The organism is Planomonospora sp. ID82291 (assembly GCF_015711645.1).
In the GTDB taxonomy this organism is placed as follows: domain Bacteria; phylum Actinomycetota; class Actinomycetes; order Streptosporangiales; family Streptosporangiaceae; genus Planomonospora.
This window is the reverse complement of record NZ_JABTEX010000002.1, coordinates 1,052,264-1,072,265: the sequence shown is the minus strand read 5'-3', so window position 1 is coordinate 1,072,265 and position 20,002 is coordinate 1,052,264. Positions and strand designations below refer to the sequence as shown.

Genomic DNA, 20,002 nt, shown 5'->3' with positions numbered 1-20,002 from the left:
GTGTGGCATGATCACGATCATGCGGTACATCGTGATCGGGGCGGGAGCGGTCGGCGGCACCATCGGGGGACGGCTCTTCCAGGCCGGCCGCGAGGTGCTCCTGGTCGCCCGCGGCGCGCACCGCGACGCACTCGCCCGCGACGGCCTGCGCCTGCTCACCCCCGAGGCCGAGCACCGGCTCGACGTCCCGGTCGCCGACGGCCCGGTACGGCTCCGCGACGACGACGTGCTCGTCCTGGCCGTCAAGTCCCAGGACACGGTCGCCGCGCTGGAGCCCTGGCCGCGGCACGCGCCGGTGGTGTGCGCGCAGAACGGGGTGGCCAACGAGCGTACGGCGCTGCGGCGCTTCGCCCGGGTGTACGGCATGTGCGTGTGGCTGCCCGCCCTCCACCTGGAACCCGGCGCCGTGGCCGCCTACGGCGCCCCGAAGTCCGGCCTGCTCCAGGTCGGCCGCTACCCCTCGGGCGCCGACGGACTGTCGGAGGAGATCGCCGCGGACCTGTCCGCGAGTGGCTTCCTCGGCCGGGCCGTCCCCGACGTGATGCGGTGGAAGTACGCCAAGCTGCTGGGCAACCTGGGCAACGCCTACGACGCGCTCTGCGGGGACTGGACCGGTTCCGACCCGGTGATGGACCGGGTGTTCGCCGAGGGCAGGGCCGTGCTCGACGCGGCCGGGATCGCCTACGCCTCCCCGGAGGAGGAGCGCGCCCGGCGCGGCGACCAGGTCGAGCCCCGGCCCGTCGGCGGGGCCGAACGCGGCGGCGGCTCGTCCTGGCAGAGCCTGGCCCGGTCCAGCGGCTCGATCGAGACCGACTACCTCAACGGCGAGATCGTGCTGCTCGGCCGCGAGCTCGGCGTCCCGACCCCGGCCAACGCGGTCCTGCAGCGCGAGGCCGACCGCTTCGCCCGCGAGCGCCGGCCCCCCGCCTCGATGCCCCCGCAGGAGCTCGCCGCCCTCGTCGACGCCGCCCTCACCGACACCGCCTCCGCCTGACCCGCCTGCGCCCGGTCCTTTCCCGCGGCCACCTTCGGTGCGTCCGCGGCCGCCGCACCGCAGAGCCGTCGCGGAAGTTCACAGACCGTCTTTTTCGAGACAAAAAATCCCAAGGGATGGACGAAACACTCAGTAAGCTGGCATAGCCTCCCTACTCTGACAAAAGGGAGAAGAACATGAGAAAGGTGCAAATCACCCAGAAGCCTCGACCGCCTCGGCGCCCCGACCCGCTCGACCTCCGCACGCCCTCAGGGCGACGGCTGCCGTTCTGACCCCGAGGCGACGGCTGCCGTTCTGACCCCGAGGCGACGGCTGCCGTTCCGACCCGGGCCGGAGGCCGCCCCCGCCGCCCGGCACGAGCCGGTTCACCAGCCGCAACAGCGCGCCGATCGCCGGCAGCAGGCCCGCGCGGGCGTAGACGTCGGCGCCGCGGCCCGTGACGGGCAGCGCCAGCACGAGGCAGACCACCGCGCCCAGCGCCGGCATCCGGCCCGGCGCCCGGAAGCGGCCGCGCGCCACCGGGTCCCTTCGCGGGACCAGCACCGCCACGTTGACCATCGCGAACACGCACGGCAGCAGGAGCACCGCGGTGTCGGCCAGGCCGCCTTCCCCGCCAGCGCGTAGATCCCCGCGCCGAGGATGTCGCCCGCCACGAAGAGCAGCAGCGTCCGGCGCCCGATCACCCGCTTCAGGGAGGGCGGGGTCGGCGGTCGTCTCGGCCATGCGCTCCCCCTGGCCGCGTCCGGACCGGGGTCACGTCCGACGGGGAGGCGTCCGTGTAAGCGGCGTGTAAGCGGCCCGCAAGGAGAGTCCCTAGAGTTCCACTCATCCCAGATTGCAGTGAAAGGCAAACAATGTTCTCCCTCCTCTCCTCCCGCCGCATCGCCGCCGCCGTCGCGGGAGCCGCACTCCTCTCCATGACCGCCGCCTGCGGCGGCGCCGCCAACGCCGAAGCCTGCACCGAGGCGAAGAACATCCTGACCGACGTCACGACCTCGATGTCCACCGTGGGCACCGACCCGGCGAAGTTCAACGCGGCGACCCAGAAGACGGCCGACGACCTCAAGGCCCTGGCCGGCAAGACCGACGGCGACCTCTCCACCGCGCTCACCGGGTTCGCCGACGTCTGGGCGAGCATCAAGATCGACACGGCCAACCCCGCCGGGCTCGCCACGTCGATCCAGGAGCTCTCCTCGAAGAGCCAGACGTTCGCCACCGAGCTCAACAAGGCCTGCTCCTAACCGGGCCCCTGCGCCCCCGCGGGGAGGGGCGCAGCCGGGGCGCGGCCGCCGTTCCGCCTGCGGGGGGCAGGACGGCGCGGCGGTCGCGCCCGACCACGTCCGACCGGCGACCCCGGCCCGCCACCACGGGCCGGGGTCGCCGCACGACCGGGGACCGCCGCCGTACGGCACGCACCCCCGGCGCAGGGCCCGACCGGGTCAGCCCCGCAGTTCGCGGGCCTGCTCGTAGCAGCGGTCGAAGCCCTCCAGCACGGCCGGCCACGAGCTGCGGACCGGCTCGGTCCCCCGGTTGTGCGCGGCGATCGACTCGCGCAGCTCCCGGTCGCGGGCCAGCCGGGCCACCGCCGACACCAGCTCCTCGAAGCTCCCGCCGAGCAGCCCCTCCTTGCCCGGCCGGACGAAGTCGGCCACCCCGCTCTCCGTCCGCGCCACCACCGGGACCCCCGCCGCCCGCGCCTCCAGCGCCGCCAGCCCGAACGACTCGCGGGGCGCCGGGGCCACGAACACGTCCGCCGAGGCGAGCAGCTCCCGGATCCGCTCGCGGCTGTAGCGGCCGGGCAGCGCCACCCAGCCGGTCATCCCGTTGGACCGCAGGTAGCGCTCCATCTGCGCGCGCGCCGGGCCGTCCCCGACGATGGTGGCCCGCAGCGGCACCCCCGCCGGGACCTGCGCCCGCGCCTGCTTCAGCAGCCGGAGCAGCCGGACCGGCTGCTTGCGCGGGGCCAGCCGCCCCACCGCGACCACGTGCACCGCCCCGCCCGCGGACCGCGCACCGGCTCCCCCGCCCTGCCCGCCCTCCGGTCCGCCCTCCGAGACGCTCGCCGGTCCGCCCTCCGAGACGCTCGCCGGAGCGCTCTCCGAAGAGCCGCTCGGCGCGGGCCGTACGGCGGGCGCCTCCGGGCGCCAGGCCGACAGGTCCAGGCCGTTGGAGACCACGTGCACCGGCACGCCCGGTCCGGCCACCGCGCGGATCGGCCGGGCCGCGGCCTCGCTCACCGCGGTGCCCACCAGCCCCCAGCGCTGCCAGCCGTACAGCGCCCGCAGGCTCCGGTAGATCCCGCGGGTGACCGGGTCCCACATGCTGTGCACGGTCACCACCGTCGGCAGCCCGGCGCGCGCCGCGGCGCGCACGCCCATCCAGGCGAACGGCGAGACCGCGCCGGTGTGCACGTGCACCACGTCCGGCCGCCGCGCCGCCATCAGCCGGAGCAGGTGCCCCGTCCCGGTGGGGTGGACCGGCAGGTCGAAGGGGAGGTTCGCGACGATCCGGTGCACGCCCGGCAGGGGCTCCCCCGGGGTCGCGGTCACCACCTCGGCGTCGTGACCCGCCGCGCGCTGTGTCCGGACCAGATCGGCGACCTGCACCTCGATCCCTCCGAGGCGCGGCAGGTAGCAGTCACTGACGTGGATGATCCTCACGCTGCCAGCGTAGCCCCGCGTGAGATCATGGCCGAGTGCGCGCTTCCACCACCCGGCCGTCCGCCCCCCGCACCGCCGTGTTCTTCCACGCCCACCCCGACGACGAGGCCCTGCTGACCGCGGGCACCATGGCCATGCTCGCCGCCGAGGGCCACCGGGTGGTCCTCGTCGTGGCGACCTCCGGCGAACGCGGCCAGGCCGACCTCGCGCCCGGTGAGGCGCTCGGCGAGGCCCGCAGGGCGGAGCTGTACAGGTCGGCCGCCGCGCTCGGCTGCGCCCGCGTGGTGAACCTCGGCTACGGCGACTCCGGGCTGGCCCCCGGCGGCGGGGTCGCCGAGGACCGGCCGCCGAACGCGTTCATCGACGCCGACGGCGAGGAGGCCGCCCGGCGGCTGGCCGCGGTCCTCACCGAGGAGGGGGCCGACCTGCTGACCACCTACGACCCGGCCGGCGGCTACGGCCACCCCGACCACGTGCAGGTGCACCGGGTGGGCGGCCGGGCCGCGGAGATCGCGGGCACCCCGGTCGTGCTGGAGGCGACGGTCAACCGCGACCCGCTGCTGCGGGGCCTGAAGCTGGTCCGCCGGTTCTACCCGCAGCTGGACGTCCGGGCCTTCGAGCGGGCCTACTCCCCCGGCGCGGAGATCACCCACCGGGTGAACGTGCGCCGGTTCGCCCGGCAGAAGCGGGCCAGCATGGCCGCCCACGCCACCCAGGCCACCGGGGCCGACACCCGGACCCTGGGCGTGATGCTCAAGGTCCCCGGCCCGCTGTACCGGCTGGTCTTCGGCACCGAGTGGTACGTCCGGCGGGACCTGCCGGCCGGCGCGAGGCTGAGGCACCCCTTCGAAACTCCTCCCCAAGCATGAGGCCCGTACCGGCACACTTGGTCCGGGAGGGCATATGAAGAACAGATGGGTCCAGATCGGCCTGTCGGTCGCGTCGCTGGGCCTGGCCGCCGCGCTGGTGGTCTTCCTGCCGCAGATCGTGCAGGCGATGACGGGCAAGACCGTCTCCTGGACGGAGATCGGCGCCCGCTTCGCCGCGCTGAGCTGGCAGGCGGTGGCGCTGATGACCGCGCTCTGGCTGGCGAGCCTGCTCGCCTACACGTTCGTGCTGACCGCCTCCCTGCCCGGCCTGACCCATCCGCAGGCCCTGACCCTGAACGCGGCCGGCAGCGCGGTGAGCAACCTGCTGCCCTTCGGCGGCGCCGCCGGGGTCGCGCTGACCTTCGCCATGACCAAGGGGTGGGGCTTCCCCGTCCGCGCCGTCGCCGTCTCCACGCTCTCCAGCGGCATCTGGAACACGCTGTTCCGGTTCGTGCTGCCCGCCGTGGGCATCCTGGCGCTGCTGGCCAGCGGCAAGGAGCTCAGCCCCGCCGTCGTCCAGGCGGGCTGGGCCGGCGCCCTGTCCATCCTGGTGCTGGTCTCCGTGGCGGGCGCCGCGCTCTACTGGGACCGCGCCGCCGCCCTGCTCGGCCGCGCCCTCGACGCCCTCGTCCGGCTCGCGCCCCCGGCGGTCCGCCCCGCCGAGCACGCCGCCTCGGCCGCCCTGGAGCGGCTGCGCGCCGACACCTCCGCCGTCGTGCGGACCCGCTGGCGCGGGCTGACGCTGGGCATGGTCGCCTTCCTCGGCTTCCAGTGGCTGGTCCTGGTCTGCTGCCTGCACGCCACCGGCGCCTACCCGGGCCTGGCCCAGTCGATCGCCGCCTTCGCGCTGTCGCGGGTCCTGACCACCGCCCTGGTCACCCCGAGCGGAACCGGGATCATGGAGGCCGGGACCATCGGCGCGCTGGTCTTCTTCGGGATGCCCGCGGATTCGGCGACCGCCGCCGCACTGCTTTTCGGGTTCTGGACCTACACTGTCGAAATCCCCTTCGGCGGCCTGGCCCTGGGCGCGTGGGCGCTCCTGCGCCGGCGCGAGGGCGCTCAGGCGGCGCCCGCCAAGGAGCCGGCCGGCCGTTAGGGGGCGCCTGTGGCCTCCGCTCCGGCGGGCGGTCCCCGGGGACCCGTACCTGCCAGATGGGGAAAGAACCTTGTACGCGATTCGAAGGCCCGCGTAGCGTGGCGGCTGACATGGTGGCGTTCCGGGTTCTCGGTCCGGTCGAGGCGCACCCCGGCGACGGCGGGGGTGACGACGGGCTCGACCTCGGCGGGCTGCGGCAGCGTGCCGTGCTCGCCCGGCTGCTCGTCGCCCGGGGCCAGGTCGTCCCGGTCGACACCCTGCTGTACGACCTGTGGGACGACGACGCCGCCAAGGGCGCGCAGTCGGGCCTGCAGGTCTACATCTCCCGCCTGCGCCGGGTCCTGGAGCCCGGCCGCCCGCGCGGCGGCCCCAACCGGCTGCTGGTGACCGTCGCCTCCGGCTACGCGCTGCGGGTGGCCCCCGACCAGGTGGACGCGCTCCGCTTCGAGTCGCTGGTCCGCGCCGCCGGGGAGCAGCTGGAGGCCGACGACCCCGCCTCCGCCCGGGTCCGCCTGGAGAAGGCCCTGGGCATGTGGCGCGGCACGCCGTACTCCGAGTTCGCCGACCAGCCGTGGGCCGAGGCCGAGGTGAACCGGCTGACCGAGCTGCGGCTGGTCGCCCGCGAGCGGCACGCCGACAGCGGCCTGCGCCTGGGCATGCCGTCGGAGGTGGTGCCCGACCTGGAGGCGCTGACCACCGAGCACCCCCTGCGCGAGGAGGGCTGGCGGCTGCTCGCCCTGGGCCTGTACCGGTGCGGGCGCCAGGGCGACGCGCTGGCCGCGCTGCGCCGGGCCCGCACGATCCTCGCCGACGAGCTGGGCATCGATCCCGGTCCGGCGCTGCGCAAGCTGGAGTCCGACATCCTGTCCCAGGACCCCGGCCTGGAGCTGCCCGCCCCGCAGGGCAGGCAGCGCCCGGTGGTCCCGGCCGACACCTGGCCGCCCCGGCCCGCCGCGCTGGCCCCGGTCGAGCCGCCGCCGCTGGAGCCGGAGCCCTTCGTCGGCCGCGACGCCGAACTGGAACGGCTGACCACGGCCGCGGCCCGGACCGGCCGCTTCACCGTCGCGGTGATCAGCGGCGACGCGGGCGCGGGCAAGAGCACGCTGGTCCGCCAGCTCACCCTGCGCCTGTCGGCCGACGGCTGGGGCACCGCCTCCGGCGCCTGCCCGGACAGCAGCGCCACCCCGCCCGGCTGGGCCTGGGTGGAGATCCTGCGCACCCTGGTGGGCATGGCCGGTCCCGGCGAGTACGCCCCGCTGCTCGCCCCGCTGCTGGACGACACGGCCCCCGACCCCGACGACGACCAGGCCTCCGGCGGCTTCCGGCTGCACCGGGCGGTCGGCGGCTACATCGCCGCGATCGCGCGCGACACCCCGATCCTGCTCACCCTGGAGGACCTGCACTGGGCCGACGACCAGACGCTGGCACTGCTGCGCGCGCTGCCGAGCCTGCTGGCCGGCAGCCGGGTGCTGCTCGTGGTCACCTGCCGCGACAGCGAGCTGACCGACCGGCAGGCCGAGGTGCTGGCCGCGCTGGCCCGCCTCGGCCCGGTCCGGGTCGCCCTGTCCGGGCTGGACCCCAAGGCGGTGGCCGAGCTGGTCCGGGCGACCTGCGTGCGCGAGGTCGACGAGGAGGCCGTCGAGAGCATCGTCGAGCGGACCCGCGGCAACCCCTTCTTCGTCCGCGAGACCGTGCGCCTGCTCGACGCCGAGGCGGTCAGCGACCGCGCCACGGCCGCCGAGGTGATCTCCGGGGTGCCGTCCGGCGTCCGCGACGTGCTGCGGCGGCGCATCTCCCGGCTGCCCGCCGCCGCCCAGCAGATCCTGCTGCAGGCCGCGGTGATCGGCCGCGACGTCGACGTGGACGTGCTGGTGGACGTGGCCGGCGACGAGGACGCGGTGGTCGAGGCCGTGGAGGCCGCGCTGCTGGCGGGCCTGGTCACCGAGCCGGGCCCCGGCCGGCTCCGCTTCGACCACGACCTGATGCGCGACACGCTGTACTCCGACGCCTCGCGGCTGCGCCGTTCCCGGCTGCACGCCGCGGTGGCCGCGGTGATCGAGCGCAGGAACCCCGGGGACGTGGCCGCGCTGGCGCACCACTACGACGCGGCCGGGACCACCGAGACCGCGGTCAAGGCGGTGCACTACGCCGGGCTCGCGGCCGAGCAGGCCGAGCGCCGCTTCGCCCACCGGGAGGCGGCCACCCTCTGGGAGCAGGCCGTCGCCGCCTTCGACCGCTCCGGCGTGACCCAGACCCCGGAGACCGCCCGCGAGCGGCTGCTGCTGACGCTGCGGCTGATCAGGGCGCTGGCCCTGTGCGGGGACATGGCGGCGGCCCGCCGCCACCGGCGCGAGGCGATGGAGGCGGCCCGCCCGCTGGGCGACCTGGAGCTCACCGCCCGGGTCGCCGCCTCGCTGGCCGTGCCGCACAAGGGCATGGCCCGCGACTTCACCCGGACCGCCTGGGAGATCGTGGACGTCGCCGAGCGGGCGCTGGTCGAGCTGCCCGCCGCCGAGCAGTCGCTGCGGGCGAGCCTGCTGGCCACGGTCGCGCTGGAGCTGGAGGGCTCGGCCACCTCCCGGGGCGAGCAGGCCTCGCTGGAGGCCGAGGAGCTGGCCCGCCGGACCGGCGACCCGGCGCTGCTGGCGACCGCGCTGAGCGGACGCCTGCGCCAGTCGTACGGCATCGCGCCGGTCGGCGAGCGGGAGGTCATCGGGCGCGAGCTGCTCCAGGTCGGCGAGGCCAGCGGGCAGGTCGCGGTGCAGGCCCTGGCCCACCTGGTGCTGATGGAGTGCTCGGCCGCCTCGGGTGCGTTCGCCGAGGCCGACGCGCACGTCGCGGCGGCCGAGCGGCTGGCCCGGCAGTACGGCCTGCCCGCGCCGGTCGCCGTCGGCGCGTGGTACGCCGGGCAGCGCCTGATGATCGCCGGTGACTTCACCGGCGCGGAGCGGGCCTACCGCGACGCCGCGCGGCTGACCGCCCGGGCCGGGATGCTGGAGGGCCGCCAGGACCTGCCGCTGATCACCACCTTCTGCCTGCGGCTGGTCAACGGCCGGGCCGCGGAGATGGTGGAGCCGCTGGCCGAGGCGCACCAGCGCGGCGCCAAGTGGACGTTGGACGCCTACGCGGTGGCGCTCGCCTCGGCCGGGCACGAGCGCGACGCGCGGGCGGTCATCGCGGTGAAGACGCCGGTGCGGCCGGACTTCCTCTACGAGCTGGCGCTGATCTGGCGGGCGCTGGCGGGCATGCTGCTCGACGACCGCGAGCGGATGGTCGAGGCCTACGACACGCTGAAGCCGTTCTCCGAGCGGATCGCGGGGGCCGGCACCGGCGTGGTCGCGCTCTGGCCGGTCGCGCTGACGCTCGGCGACCTCGCGCTCCGGCTGGGCTTCACCGACGCGGCGCGCTCCCACTACGCCAAGGCGCTGGAGGTGGCCGAGCGGGTCGGCGTGCCCCGCTGGGTCGAGGCGGCCCAGCGCTCCCTGAACGGCTGAGCGCGGCCGGAGGGACGGTGCGGCGGTCGCTCCGGTCCCGCGGGGTCAGCAGCTGACCATGAACTTCTCGCTGCGCAGGGTGGCGCCGCCGTCGATCGAGAGCCTCACCCGGTACAGGCCGGGGTTGCCGACGATCCGGGGCTCCCATTCGGCGGTCCGGCTCGCGCCGGTGAAGCCCGCCCCCTCGGTGAGGTAGGTCCGCCAGGTCCGGGTGGCCGGGCTCCAGCGCTCCAGGCGCCAGCCGTACGAGACGGTGTCCTGGGGGTCGGGGTTGCCGACCGCGCCGCGCGCCCGGTAGGTCCGGTCGCAGCGCCCGCCCGAGGGGATCTCGTCGACGGCCACCGTGCCGGGCTCCGGGGCCCGCTCCTCGGCGGACCCGCCCGCCTGCGCCGAGAGGGTCACCGTCCGGGTCCGCTCGGGTCCGGCGGCCTCGGCCCGGCCGGAGCCGCCCAGCGTCTCCGCTCCCGCGTAGAGCGCGGCGAAGACGAGCGTGGCCGCGAGCAGTCTCAGGACCGTCGCGGTTCCACTGGCCACCACCGGTACGACGCTGCTCCGCGGGCTCATGACAGGCACCTCTCCTTCGTTCCACCTCAGGTGTACGGCGGAGCAGTTGATCCTTGCTTGCGGACTGCTTGCAGTGGCCCGCACGGTCTAAAGTGAGGTAAGGCTGACCTAATGCTCCAAAAAGGTCAGGCATCACGATCATGGCGGTGACGTTCACAGATGCGACCCCTCCCGGCGGCCATTCCCGACCCCACGTCCGCCTCCGTCTTCGGCCTGCCGCTCTGGCTCTGGGTCGTGCTGGGCGGGGTGGCCCTCTTCGGCGCGTTCCAGGCCTACTACTGGATCGGCCACGCGCTCGGGCCCCGGCTGTACGCCTCCCGGGTCGGCCGCAGGATCAGGCCGGAGCATGTGCGGGCGGCCGAGAACGCGGTGCGCCGCTGGGGCGCGCTGGCCGTCTACGGCTGCTTCTGGGTCCCGGTGCTGCGGCACACGCTGCCGTGGGTGGCGGGCGTGCTGCGCGTCTCCTACCCCTGGTACGTGGTGGCCAGCGCGCTCGGCTGCCTGACCTGGGTGCCGGTCACCTCCTTCGGCCTGTACTCGGTGCTCTGGGGGTGGGTGGGGCTGGCCGGGCGGTCGCCCCTCGCGGCGGGCGCCGTCGCCGCCGCCGCGGTCGTCGCGGTCGTCCTCCTCGTCCGGTGGCGCCGCCGCCGGGCCGCCCGGCGCGCCGAGGAGGCGCGGCTCTCGCGGAGTTCCGAAGAGCTCTGCCACGATGACTCGCATGCCTGACGGAGGAATCCGCCTGACCGCCTGCGCCGCCCTGACCGGGGTGGCCGCCCTGACCGTCCTGACCGGGGTGACCGGCCCGCCCGCCTTCGCCGGCCCGGTGACCCTGACGGGCCCGGCGACCCCGGCGGACCTCGCAGCCCCGGCGGACCTCGCAGCCCTGGCGGGTCCGGCCGGACCGGCCGTTCCCGCGGCCCCCGCCGTCTCCGCCCGCGCCGCCTACCTGGTCGACACCACCACCGGAACCGTCCACATCGGCAAGCAGGCGACCCGGCGGATGCCGGTGGCCAGCCTGGCCAAGGTCATGACGGCCTACGTCGTGCTCCGCGAGGCCCGGCTGACCGATCTCGTGACGGTCAGGGCCGCGGACGTGACGCACGCCCGGCGCAACGACGCCACCGACGCCTCGCTGCGCGCCGGGGAGCGGCTGACCGTCAAGGACCTGCTGCACGGCGCGATGCTCCCCTCCGGGGCGGACGCCACCCACGCGCTGGCCCGCGTCTACGGTCCGGGCCAGAAGCGGTTCACGGCCAAGATGAACGCCACGGCCCGCTCCCTGGGCCTGGCCGACACCGTCTACACCAACGCCGACGGGCTGCCCCGGCCGCGCGGCGGCCACTCCACCGCGGCCGACCAGGCGAGGCTGGCCGACCTCGCGCTCCGCCACCCGGTGCTGTCGGCCATCGCCTCCACCGAGAGGTACGTCGTGCGCAGGACCGCCGCGCACCGCCGGCACGTCTGGACCAACACCAACGAACTGCTGGGCGCGCCCGGCGTCCTGGGCGTCAAGACCGGCTACACCGGCGCCGCCGGCTACTGCCTGGCCTTCGCCGCCGACCGCGGCGGCCACCGGCTGGTCGGCGTGCTCCTCGGCGAGACCCGCTCCAAGCGGCGTTTCCAGACCGCCGGGCGGCTGCTCGACTGGGCCGGAGGGCTCATCGAGGAGGCCCGCAGCCCGGACGGTCCGCCGCCGGGCGGCGGGGTTCCGGCGCAACCGGGTCCGCCGCCCGGCCTCCCGGAACTGCCGGACCTCGGCTCCACCGTCTTTTGACGCCGTCCTCCCCCGACGCCGTCCTCCCCCGAGGCCGTCCTCCTCCGACGCCGTCCTCCCCCGAGGCCGTCCTCCTCCGACGCCGTCCTCCCCCGAGGCCGTCCTCCCCCGACGCCGTCCCGGCACCGCCCGTCCCGGCCGCCGGGTGCAGCCGCGCGCCGAGCCGCCGCTCCCGCCGCACGCCGTCCGCACGCCGTCCGCACGCCGGGACCGGGCGGGCCAACCGGGCGGGCCAACCGGCCGGGCTAACCGGCCGGGCGGTCCCGGCGCATCAGGCCGTGGCAGGCGATGGCCGCGGCGGCCACCACGTTGAGGGAGTCGACGCCCAGCCCCATCGCGGCCGGGCTCATCGGGATGCAGACCGGCAGGTCGGCCTCGCGCAGCCACCGGGAGGAGAGCCCGTCGCCCTCCGATCCCAGCAGCAGCGCCACCCGCTCCGGCATCTCCACCTCGTCCAGGGGCGCGGCGGCCTGGTCCGGGGTGAGCGCCAGGGTCAGGAAGCCCGCCGCGCGCAGCTCCGCCAGGCCGTCGTACCAGTCGGTCATCCGCGCGTACGGGATCGCGAAGACCGCGCCCATCGAGACCTTCACCGACCTGCGGTAGAGCGGGTCCGCGCAGCGCGGCGAGAGCACCACCGCCTCGACGCCCAGGGCCGCGGCGCACCGGAAGATGGCGCCGACGTTGCCGTGGTCCACGAGGTCCTCCAGGACCAGGACCCGGCCGGGGGCGCTCCGCTCCGCCGCCGTGCGCCTCCCGCCCTCGCGGCCCTGCCTCGCCGGGGCCTGCGCGCGGACCGTCCCCGCCTCCGCGATCCGGCCGCCTCCGCGGGGCGGCCCGGCGAGGATCTCCGTCACGGAGGGCAGGACCCGCCGCTCCATCGAGGCGAGCGCGCCCCGGTGCACGGGAAAGCCCGTGATCTCCTCCATCACGTCGTCGTCCACCACGTGGACCCGGTCGCCGAGGCCGGCCAGGACGTCGGCGAGGGAGTCGACCCAGCGGCGGGTCAGCAGGACCGAGCGCACCGGATAGCCGGCGGCCACGGCGCGGCGGATGACCTTCTCCCCCTCGGCGATGAACAGGCCGTGCTCGGCCTCCAGGCTCTTGCGGAGCTCGACGTCGCGCAGGTCGGCGAAGTCGGCCAGGCGGGGATCCGGGGCACGGTGCACCTTCGAATCCTGCCACGGACCGCGGTCGCGTCTGTCAGGAGGACCCGCCGGCGGCCGGGATCCTGCGGACCGCGCCCCGCACCGCAGAACCGCAACCGATAGTCGCCTTGATGTAACATTCCGTGACCAACGGACCGTCCGTGACCGAGGAGACCAGGGGGACCCCGTGGCCGAGCAGAGCGCGGAACGGACCGCGGCGGGTCCGGTACGGCCGGCGCACGACCGCGACTGGCTGCGCGACGCCGGCCGGGCGCGCACGCTCTCCCTGGCCACTCTCGCCTGGCTGGGCGCAGAAAGCGCGCTCGGCATCGCCGCAGGGCTGCGGGCCCACTCGGTCGCGCTGATCGGCTGGGGGGTCTGGTCCCTGGTGGAGGCGCTCGCCAGCCTCATCGTGGTCTGGCGGTTCACCGGGCCCCGGACGCACTCGGCGGACGCCGAGGACCGGGCGCGCAGGGCGGTGGCGGTCAGCTTCTGGCTGCTGGCCCCCTACCTCCTGGTACACGTGGCGCACGACCTGGACGCGGGGCACCGGGCGGAGCCCAGCCCGCTCGGGATCGCGGTGACGGCGGTCAGCCTGGTGAGCATGCCGCTGCTGGGGCTGGCGAAACGACGGCTCGGCGCGCGGCTGCACTCGGCGGCCACGGCGGGCGAGGGCACCCAGAACCTGATGTGCGGGCTGCTCGCCGCGGGCGTGCTGGCCGGGCTCGTGCTGAACGGCGCCGGCTGGTGGTGGGCGGACCCGCTGATGGCCGTGGGCCTGGCCGCGGTGGCGGTGCGGGAGGGCCTGCGGACCTGGCGCGGGCACTCCTCCTGCTGCCACTGACCCGCCCCGCCGCCACCGCCCCGCCACCCGACCCGCATACGCCCCGCCACCGCCCCGCATACGCCCCACCGCCGACCTGCGGCCCGACCCGCATACGCCCCACCGCCGGGCCCTGGGGTCTCCGCCTCGCCCGGCGCCGGGCGGCGACGGTCCGTGCCCGCGGCCGGACACCGCGCGACCGTCGCCACCGAGGGCTTCCACCAGGGAACACACGGTGATAACCCCACCAAAATGGGCGTTTTGCCGTAGTAAGTGTTCCCAGTACAGTTCCGTGAATATTGCGGTTTACCTCCCGATAAGGTGACCGCTGGCTTCAGGACATCGACACCGAAGAGGACATCGTGGGCGGACGCCACCGGACGGATGAACTCGACGACGGCTACACCTCCCCCCGCGAGCCGTCCCGGCGACGGCGGGGCGGGCGGGGAAAGGTCCTGGTCCCGCTCGCGGGATCGGTGGCCCTCGCCGTGCTGCTCGGGGTCGCCGCCTTCGTGATCATCAACCGCGACAGGGGATGCGCGGAGGAGGGGACCGGCCTGCGGGTCACCGCCTCGCCCGACATCCACCCCGCGGTCTCCCAGATCGCGGAGCGCTTCAACAAGGCGGACCGGGGGGACGGCGGCGGGTGCGCCTCCGTCACGGTGGCCAAGGCCGCCTCGGCGACCGTGGCCTCCGGACTGAGCGGGAGCGGCGGCAAGGTCGGTGCGATGGACCTGTGGATCCCCGACTCCAGCCTCTGGGTGACCGGTGTGCGGGCGAAGAACCCGGCCGTCCCCGAGCCCGCCGTGTCCATCGCCCAGTCCCCCGTCGTCATGGTGGCCTCCGGGTCGGTGGTGCCGAACCTGAAGAAGAGCTTCGGCGACGCCAGCTGGGCCGGGATGATCAACGCCACGAACGCGGCCAACGTGGACGGCCCCGGCCGCAAGGTCCGCGTGCTCGCCCTGGACCCCGCGCTCAACTCCGCCGGGCTCGGCGCGCTGCTGGCCGCCGCCGGGGTGGCGACGGCCTCGGGCACCGGCGACGAGCAGCTGGTCGGGGCGATGAAGACGCTGTCCACCTCGACCGTCAAGGACCAGAACGCGCTCCTGTCCAGCCTGGGCGTCAAGGGCCGCCGCGTCCCGCTGGGCGTCTCCTCCGAGCAGGGCGTCTGGGCCTTCAACACCACCAAGAAGCCCGAGGTCCCGGCCGTCCCCCTCTATCCGGCGGAGGGCACCTTCAACCTCGACTACCCGGCGGTGGTCACCACCGGGGACGCCGACGTCCGCAAGGCGGCCGAGGCGTTCGTCAAGGAGCTCGGCACCCCCGCCGCCCAGAAGACCCTCCAGGACCAGGGCTTCCGCACCCCGGAAGGCGAGGGCGGCAAGGCCATCTCCGACGCGGACGGCTTCCAGGCCGAGGCGCCGCAGGCACTGCCGACCCCCGACCCCAAGACCGTGGCGAGCATGTCCCAGTCGTGGTCGCGGATCAACCTCGGCACCCGGCTGGTCACCCTCCTGGACGTCTCCGGCACCATGGCGCTGCCGATCCCCGGCACCGGGCTCACCCGGATGCAGGCGATCAGCAGGATCGCCATCGAGGGCATGAAGCCGTTCCCGAACAGCAGCGAGATGGGCCTGTGGGAGTTCTCCACCCACCTCGACGGCCAGGGGGTCGACTACCGGGAGTCGGTCCCGGTCGGCCCGCTGACCGAGACCGTGGACGGCGTGCTGCGCCGGAACCTGATCAACCAGAAGCTGGCCGGGGTCCGGGCCAAGGCCACCGGGGACACCGGGCTCAACGACACCCTCGCCGCCGCCTACCGGATGATGAAGGACGGCTACAAGAGCGACAAGATCAACACGATCCTCATCATGACGGACGGCGCCGGGAACGACGACCCCGACGGCGGAATGAGCAACCAGGAGCTCCTGAAGCTCCTCCAGGAGGAGTTCGACCCGGAGAAGCCGGTCAGCATCCTCATCATCGCCTTCGGCCCCGACGCCCCCAAGGGCAAGCGGCAGATGGACGCCATCGCCAAGGCGACCAACGGCGACGCCTACATCGTCAAGGACATCCTGGAGATCCGCAAGGTCTTCCTGGAGGGCATGAAGCGCCGCCTCTGCTCGCCCCACTGCTGATCCTCCTCCTCTCCGGACGGCCGGTGTCCCACGGGCACCGGCCGTCCCGTTCTTCCCGGTTCTCCCAGGTCATGCCGGGTCGGCATACCAGGACAACCCCTCTCGAACAGTCGGCGTCCCACTCGCGTGGGGTCTCGGGCGTGTCCCGTGAACGAGCCTGTCTGCGTCGGGGAGGAAATGTCCGTGCCCGGATGGCCTACCGTCGGCCGGACCGACGACCAACGACTCGCGGAGGCGCTCCGGCGCGCCGACGCCCAGGCGCCCGCACGCCTGTTCGACGCCTACGCCGAGCGGCTCAACGACTACGCCTTCTCGCTGCTGGCCGACCTCGACGACGCGGCCGACGCCGTACACGACGCCCTGGTCGTCGCGCACGGGTGCGCGGACCGGCTGCGGGACGCCGGGCGGCTGCGCCCCTGGCTGTACGCGCTCGTCCGGTCCCGGTGCGCCGCCGGATCCCGGAGTGCGCGGGGCGCGGGTCCCGCGCCGGCCGTCGACGAACCCGACGACCCCGGAGAGCGCGAACTGGCCGGGCTGGTCCGGGAGACGCTGGGGGAACTGGGCGGGCAGGAGCGGGAGGCGCTGGAGCTCTCCCTCCGGCACGGCCTGAGCGCCGGCGAGGTCGGCGCGGTGCTCGGCCTGACCTCCCGGCAGGCCGCGGCCCGCCTCGGCCGGGCCCGCGACCACCTGGAGAACGCCGCCGCCGCGGTCGTGCTGGCCCGGATCGGCCGGGCGCACTGCCCGGACCTGTCGGCCATGGTCGACTCGTGGGAGGGGCCGCTCACCCCGGCGCTGCGCCGGCGGCTCTCGGCCCACATCGCCCGCTGCGAGGTCTGCGCCGGACTGCGCGACCGGCACGTCCCGGCCGGACGGCTGCTGGACCTGCTCCCGGCCGCCCTCCCGCCGCTCTCCCTGCGCCGCCGGACGATCGGCACCTGTGCGGACCCCGGACTGAGCGAAGCCCGCTCCGCCGTCGTCGCCGCCGGAGACCGCTTCGACCGGACCGGCTTCCCGGTCGCCGGGGAGCGGCGCGCCGTACCGCGCGCCGCACGCCGCCGGAAGCGGGCCGGGCGGTCGGCCCCGGCGGTCGCGGCGGCCCTGTGCGTGCTGGCCGCGACCGCGGGCGTGATCGCGCTCACCGGTCAGGACCTCGTCCGCGGCCCGGCGGGCCGGGCGGAGGCCGCACCGGCCCCGGAACCCGCGGTGGCCGTCGCCCCGACGGCGCCGGACACCGCGCCGGACACCGCGCCGGGGCCCGAGGAGCCCGAGCCCGGGACGGAGGAACCGCCGGCCGAGGAGTCCGGGACGGAGGAACCGCCGGCCGAGGAGTCCGGGACGGAGGAACCGCCGGCCGAGGAGTCCGGGTCCGATCCGACGCAGAGCGCCCGGAACGGCGCGCCCGGCACCGGCCGCCCCGCCGCGTCCCGCCCCGCCGTACCCCGCCCGGCGGCCGACCGGCCGCGTGCCACCCGCCCGCCCGCTCCCCGGCCGTCCGGCCGGCCGTCCCCCCGGCTGACCGTCTCGTGCCCGTCGGACCTCGGCGCGGGCGCGGGGCGGATCCGGCTGGCGGCGCGGGGCGCCGCGGTCGAGTGGTCGGCGACCACCTCGGGGGGACTGGTCGTGCACCCCGGCGGCGGGCGGCTCCGGCCCGGCGCCTCGGCGGTGATCTGGGTGACCGCCGCCGACCCCGGGGAGAGCGGGTCCGGACGGGTCGCGTTCCGGTCGTCCGGGGGCGCCGCCGTCTGCGCCGTCTCCTGGGACGGCCCCGCGCCCGAGGACTCCGAGCCCGCCCCCGATCCCACCGAGGCCCCCGAACCGGCTCCTACGCCCTCCACCGGCCCCGAGCAGGAGGACGCCTGATTTCCTGGCCGGTGGCTGAACGACTTCGCGACATCTCTTGGCAATTGGGTAAACCATGGGCCTACGGCAAACGTCGGCATTGACGGTCCTGAGGGATGGTTGGTCACATGGGGTGGCGGTCAGCCACGCCCTACCAGTCCGGGAGTCGGGAGATGCGGATCATCCGCAGAGCGCTCCGAGGGGCGCTCGCGTTCGCATGTGCGGCGGGAGCGGCCCTGGCGCTCACCGGAACCAATGGTTTCTTCCGTTCTGTCCTAGTTCTTCTGTTTCTTCTGTTGACTCCCGGAGTTGCGTTAATTGGAGTGTTGCGCAATCGTGACCCCCTCAGGGTGATAACGACTGGGATTGCGGCAAGTGTCGCTATTAATACGCTCCTTGCCATAGCCATGCTCTCTTTTGACGCATGGTCGCCACGTGCCGGAGTGGCGACGATCGCGGTTGTGGGAGCGTTCTTGTGGGTGCTGCGCACGCTGTATCGGGGCGACGGAGGCCTGCGGGCCGAACAGGGGGCGAGGTCAGGGTGAAGATCACTGTTGTATGTCCGGGGGAGCTCGGCGAGCCGGAGATCAACCGGTGGCGTGAGATCCAGAAGGCCTCCCCCGCGCTCGACAATCCGTTCCTGTCCGTGGACTTCACCCTGGCGATGGGCCGGCTGCGCGACCGCGTCAGGGTCGCCGTCATCGAGGACGGCGGCGCGATCGCGGGCTTCTTCCCCTACGAGCGGCACCCCTTCGGCGTCGGCAGGCCGCTGGGCGGCTTCCTCGTCACCTGCCACGGGGTGATCGCGACCCCCGAGTTCAAGATCGACGCGCGCGAGCTGCTCCGGGCCTGCCGCCTCTCGGTCATCGACTTCGACTACCTGGTCGCCGGCCAGCCGACGTTCTCCCCGTACGAGACGGACGTGCGGCCCGCCCCCGTCATGGACCTCGGCTCCGGGTTCGACGCCTACGTCGAGCACATCCGCACCGCCTCGCCGAAGAACTACAAGACCGTCCGGTACAAGGAACGCAAACTCGGCCGCGAGCACGGCGAGGTCCGGTTCGACTGGGACTCCGCGGACCTCGGCGCGCTGCACACGCTCCTGCGCTGGAAGTCCGACCAGTACCAGCGGACCGGCCGGGTCGACCGCTTCGCCCAGCCGTGGATCATCCGGCTCGTCGAGGAGATGCACGCCACCCGGTCCGACGACTTCGCCGGCGTCCTGACCATGGTCTACGCCGGGGACACCCCGGTCGCCGGCCACTTCGGCCTGCGCACCGCGCAGACGCTCGTCGGCTGGTTCCCCGCCTACGACACCGCCTACGCGCCGTACTCGCCCGGCATCATGCACCACCTGCACCTGGCCGAGCACGCCGCGGGCGCCGGCCTGCACCAGGTCGACATGGGCAAGGGCGACCGCGAGTACAAGGACTGGCTGAAGACCGGCGTCCTGATGGTCGCCGAGGCCCGCGTCGCGCGCCCGTCCCCCACCACCGCCGTGCAGTGGGTGGGCCGGGTCCCGCTGAGCCGGCTCCGCACCACCGTGGTGGACGACCCGCGTCTCTTCAAGGCCGCCGACCGCCTGCTCAAGGCCTACGGACAGGCAAAATCACGCCTCCGACCGCGTTTCCGCTCGCACCAGTCAACGCGGACACGGTAACCATTCCCTTCACGGCCATTCGATTCCCGATGTGACACCTCTCTCGCTCTCAGTCGCGCTCGTCCTCGTCTCGTGCCGGGAACCGAGCGCGCGGAAGGACCATCCGTCATCATGAACCACGAAACGATCAGGGCCAACGGCAAGCCGAGCGGCGCACTCCGCTCCATCCCGCCCCTCGAGCGGTTCACCCCGCTCACCCCGCACATGGCCATCTCGCCCACCGTGAGCGTCGTCGTGCCGGCGATGAACGAGGCGGAGAACCTCCCGCACGTCTTCGCCACGCTGCCGCAGTGGATCGACGAGATCATCCTGGTGGACGGCAACTCGGTGGACGACACCGTCGCCGTCGCCAAGCGGCTGCGACCCAACGTCCGCGTGGTCACCCAGACCGGCAAGGGCAAGGGCGACGCGCTGGCCGCGGGCTTCGCCGCCTGCACCGGCGACATCATCGTGATGATCGACGCCGACGGGTCCACCGACGGCCGGGAGATCATCCAGTTCGTGAGCGCGCTGGTGGCCGGCGCCGACTTCGTCAAGGGCTCGCGTTACGCCTCCGGCGGCGGCAGCGACGACCTCACCTTCACCCGCACGCTCGGCAACAAGGCGCTGACCGGCCTGGTGAACAAGATCTACGGGACCCAGTACAGCGACCTGTGCTACGGCTACAACGCCTTCTGGGCCCGCCACCTCGGCGCCCTCAACGTGGACTGCGACGGTTTCGAGGTGGAGACCCTGATGAACATCAGGGCGGCCAAGGCCGGGTTGAAGATCCACGAGGTGCCCAGCCACGAGCGCTGCCGCATCCACGGGGAGAGCAACCTGCGCGCCGTCCGCGACGGGCTCCGGGTGCTCAGGACGATCATCAGGGAGTGGCGCGGCGGCTCCACCGCCAGACTGCCCGAGCCGCGGACCGCCACCCCCGCCGCGGACCAGGGCGCCGCCTAGC

At 74.6% G+C, this 20,002-nt stretch carries 16 protein-coding genes; 12 read left to right on the top strand and 4 right to left on the bottom strand.

All coding sequences use genetic code 11. The annotated features are described in order from the left end of the window. The first annotated feature begins 7 nt into the window (after positions 1–7). A complete protein-coding gene (locus HS045_RS15825) occupies positions 8–994 on the top strand; it encodes a ketopantoate reductase family protein (protein WP_196452109.1) in 987 nt (328 codons plus the stop codon). Between the two features lie 192 nt (positions 995–1,186). Here HS045_RS15825 and HS045_RS15820 read toward each other — a convergent pair whose 3' ends face one another. Beyond that, complete coding sequence (locus HS045_RS15820; protein WP_196452108.1) at positions 1,187–1,717, bottom strand: hypothetical protein; 531 nt, start codon at positions 1,715–1,717, stop codon at positions 1,187–1,189. A gap of 131 nt (positions 1,718–1,848) precedes the next feature. On the opposite strand from HS045_RS15820, the gene HS045_RS15815 reads away from it, so the two are divergent. Further along, the gene (locus tag HS045_RS15815; protein WP_196452107.1) at positions 1,849–2,235 is read left to right on the top strand and encodes a hypothetical protein; all 387 of its coding nucleotides are present in this window, start codon (positions 1,849–1,851) and stop codon (positions 2,233–2,235) included. Between the two features lie 198 nt (positions 2,236–2,433). On the opposite strand, the gene HS045_RS34590 is transcribed toward HS045_RS15815, so the two are convergent. After that, positions 2,434–3,654: a glycosyltransferase family 4 protein gene (locus HS045_RS34590; RefSeq protein ID WP_307827543.1), complete on the bottom strand. Its 1,221-nt coding sequence runs from the start codon at positions 3,652–3,654 to the stop codon at positions 2,434–2,436. A gap of 35 nt (positions 3,655–3,689) precedes the next feature. Between HS045_RS34590 and HS045_RS15800 the strand changes: the two genes are divergently transcribed. The 3 genes from HS045_RS15800 (at position 3,690) to HS045_RS15790 (ending at position 9,113) form a co-directional block, all read left to right on the top strand. Continuing rightward, positions 3,690–4,523 carry a PIG-L family deacetylase gene (locus tag HS045_RS15800; RefSeq protein ID WP_307827542.1) on the top strand — a complete coding sequence of 278 codons (834 nt, stop codon included), beginning with the start codon at positions 3,690–3,692 and terminating at the stop codon, positions 4,521–4,523. Between the two features lie 34 nt (positions 4,524–4,557). Further along, complete coding sequence (locus HS045_RS15795) at positions 4,558–5,619, top strand: lysylphosphatidylglycerol synthase transmembrane domain-containing protein (protein WP_196452106.1); 1,062 nt, start codon at positions 4,558–4,560, stop codon at positions 5,617–5,619. 98 nt (positions 5,620–5,717) lie between these two features. Then, the gene (locus HS045_RS15790; RefSeq protein ID WP_307827541.1) at positions 5,718–9,113 is read left to right on the top strand and encodes a BTAD domain-containing putative transcriptional regulator; all 3,396 of its coding nucleotides are present in this window, start codon (positions 5,718–5,720) and stop codon (positions 9,111–9,113) included. 45 nt (positions 9,114–9,158) lie between these two features. Here the strand turns inward: HS045_RS15790 and HS045_RS15785 are convergent, their stop codons facing one another. Next, positions 9,159–9,677, bottom strand: a complete 519-nt coding sequence (locus tag HS045_RS15785; RefSeq protein ID WP_196452105.1) for a hypothetical protein — start codon at positions 9,675–9,677, stop codon at positions 9,159–9,161. A gap of 159 nt (positions 9,678–9,836) precedes the next feature. On the opposite strand from HS045_RS15785, the gene HS045_RS15780 reads away from it, so the two are divergent. Both HS045_RS15780 and HS045_RS15775 read left to right on the top strand, forming a co-directional pair. Further along, positions 9,837–10,403: a DedA family protein gene (locus tag HS045_RS15780; RefSeq protein ID WP_196452104.1), complete on the top strand. Its 567-nt coding sequence runs from the start codon at positions 9,837–9,839 to the stop codon at positions 10,401–10,403. Next, a complete protein-coding gene (locus HS045_RS15775) occupies positions 10,396–11,451 on the top strand; it encodes a D-alanyl-D-alanine carboxypeptidase family protein (protein WP_230884054.1) in 1,056 nt (351 codons plus the stop codon). Before HS045_RS15780 ends, HS045_RS15775 begins: the two co-directional genes overlap by 8 nt. A 245-nt stretch (positions 11,452–11,696) precedes the next feature. On the opposite strand, the gene HS045_RS15770 is transcribed toward HS045_RS15775, so the two are convergent. Next, the gene (locus HS045_RS15770; RefSeq protein WP_196452102.1) at positions 11,697–12,617 is read right to left on the bottom strand and encodes an RNA methyltransferase; all 921 of its coding nucleotides are present in this window, start codon (positions 12,615–12,617) and stop codon (positions 11,697–11,699) included. A 166-nt stretch (positions 12,618–12,783) separates the two neighbouring features. On the opposite strand from HS045_RS15770, the gene HS045_RS15765 reads away from it, so the two are divergent. From HS045_RS15765 to HS045_RS15745, 5 genes are all read left to right on the top strand, one after another. After that, the gene (locus HS045_RS15765) at positions 12,784–13,440 is read left to right on the top strand and encodes a cation transporter (protein ID WP_196452101.1); all 657 of its coding nucleotides are present in this window, start codon (positions 12,784–12,786) and stop codon (positions 13,438–13,440) included. A 341-nt stretch (positions 13,441–13,781) separates the two neighbouring features. Then, positions 13,782–15,557 carry a substrate-binding and VWA domain-containing protein gene (locus HS045_RS15760; protein ID WP_196452100.1) on the top strand — a complete coding sequence of 592 codons (1,776 nt, stop codon included), beginning with the start codon at positions 13,782–13,784 and terminating at the stop codon, positions 15,555–15,557. A 183-nt stretch (positions 15,558–15,740) separates the two neighbouring features. Further along, entirely contained in the window at positions 15,741–17,417 is a 1,677-nt protein-coding gene (locus tag HS045_RS35875; RefSeq protein ID WP_196452099.1) for a sigma factor, read from the top strand. Positions 17,418–17,937: 520 nt separating this feature from the next. Further along, complete coding sequence (locus HS045_RS15750) at positions 17,938–19,056, top strand: GNAT family N-acetyltransferase (RefSeq protein ID WP_196452098.1); 1,119 nt, start codon at positions 17,938–17,940, stop codon at positions 19,054–19,056. 111 nt (positions 19,057–19,167) lie between these two features. Next, positions 19,168–20,001 (top strand): glycosyltransferase family 2 protein, encoded by an 834-nt coding sequence (locus HS045_RS15745; protein ID WP_196452097.1) that lies wholly within the window; start codon positions 19,168–19,170, stop codon positions 19,999–20,001. The last annotated feature ends 1 nt before the right edge of the window (position 20,002 follow it).

Bases quoted from the DNA above. Each gene is read 5' to 3' on its own strand.
- HS045_RS15825 (WP_196452109.1), top strand. From the start codon at position 8: ATGATCACGATCATGCGGTACATCGTGATCGGGGCGGGAGCGGTCGGC.
- HS045_RS15820 (WP_196452108.1), bottom strand. From the start codon at position 1,717: ATGGCCGAGACGACCGCCGACCCCGCCCTCCCTGAAGCGGGTGATCGG.
- HS045_RS15815 (WP_196452107.1), top strand. From the start codon at position 1,849: ATGTTCTCCCTCCTCTCCTCCCGCCGCATCGCCGCCGCCGTCGCGGGA.
- HS045_RS15795 (WP_196452106.1), top strand. From the start codon at position 4,558: ATGAAGAACAGATGGGTCCAGATCGGCCTGTCGGTCGCGTCGCTGGGC.
- HS045_RS15785 (WP_196452105.1), bottom strand. From the start codon at position 9,677: ATGAGCCCGCGGAGCAGCGTCGTACCGGTGGTGGCCAGTGGAACCGCG.
- HS045_RS15780 (WP_196452104.1), top strand. From the start codon at position 9,837: ATGCGACCCCTCCCGGCGGCCATTCCCGACCCCACGTCCGCCTCCGTC.
- HS045_RS15775 (WP_230884054.1), top strand. From the start codon at position 10,396: ATGCCTGACGGAGGAATCCGCCTGACCGCCTGCGCCGCCCTGACCGGG.
- HS045_RS15745 (WP_196452097.1), top strand. From the start codon at position 19,168: ATGAACCACGAAACGATCAGGGCCAACGGCAAGCCGAGCGGCGCACTC.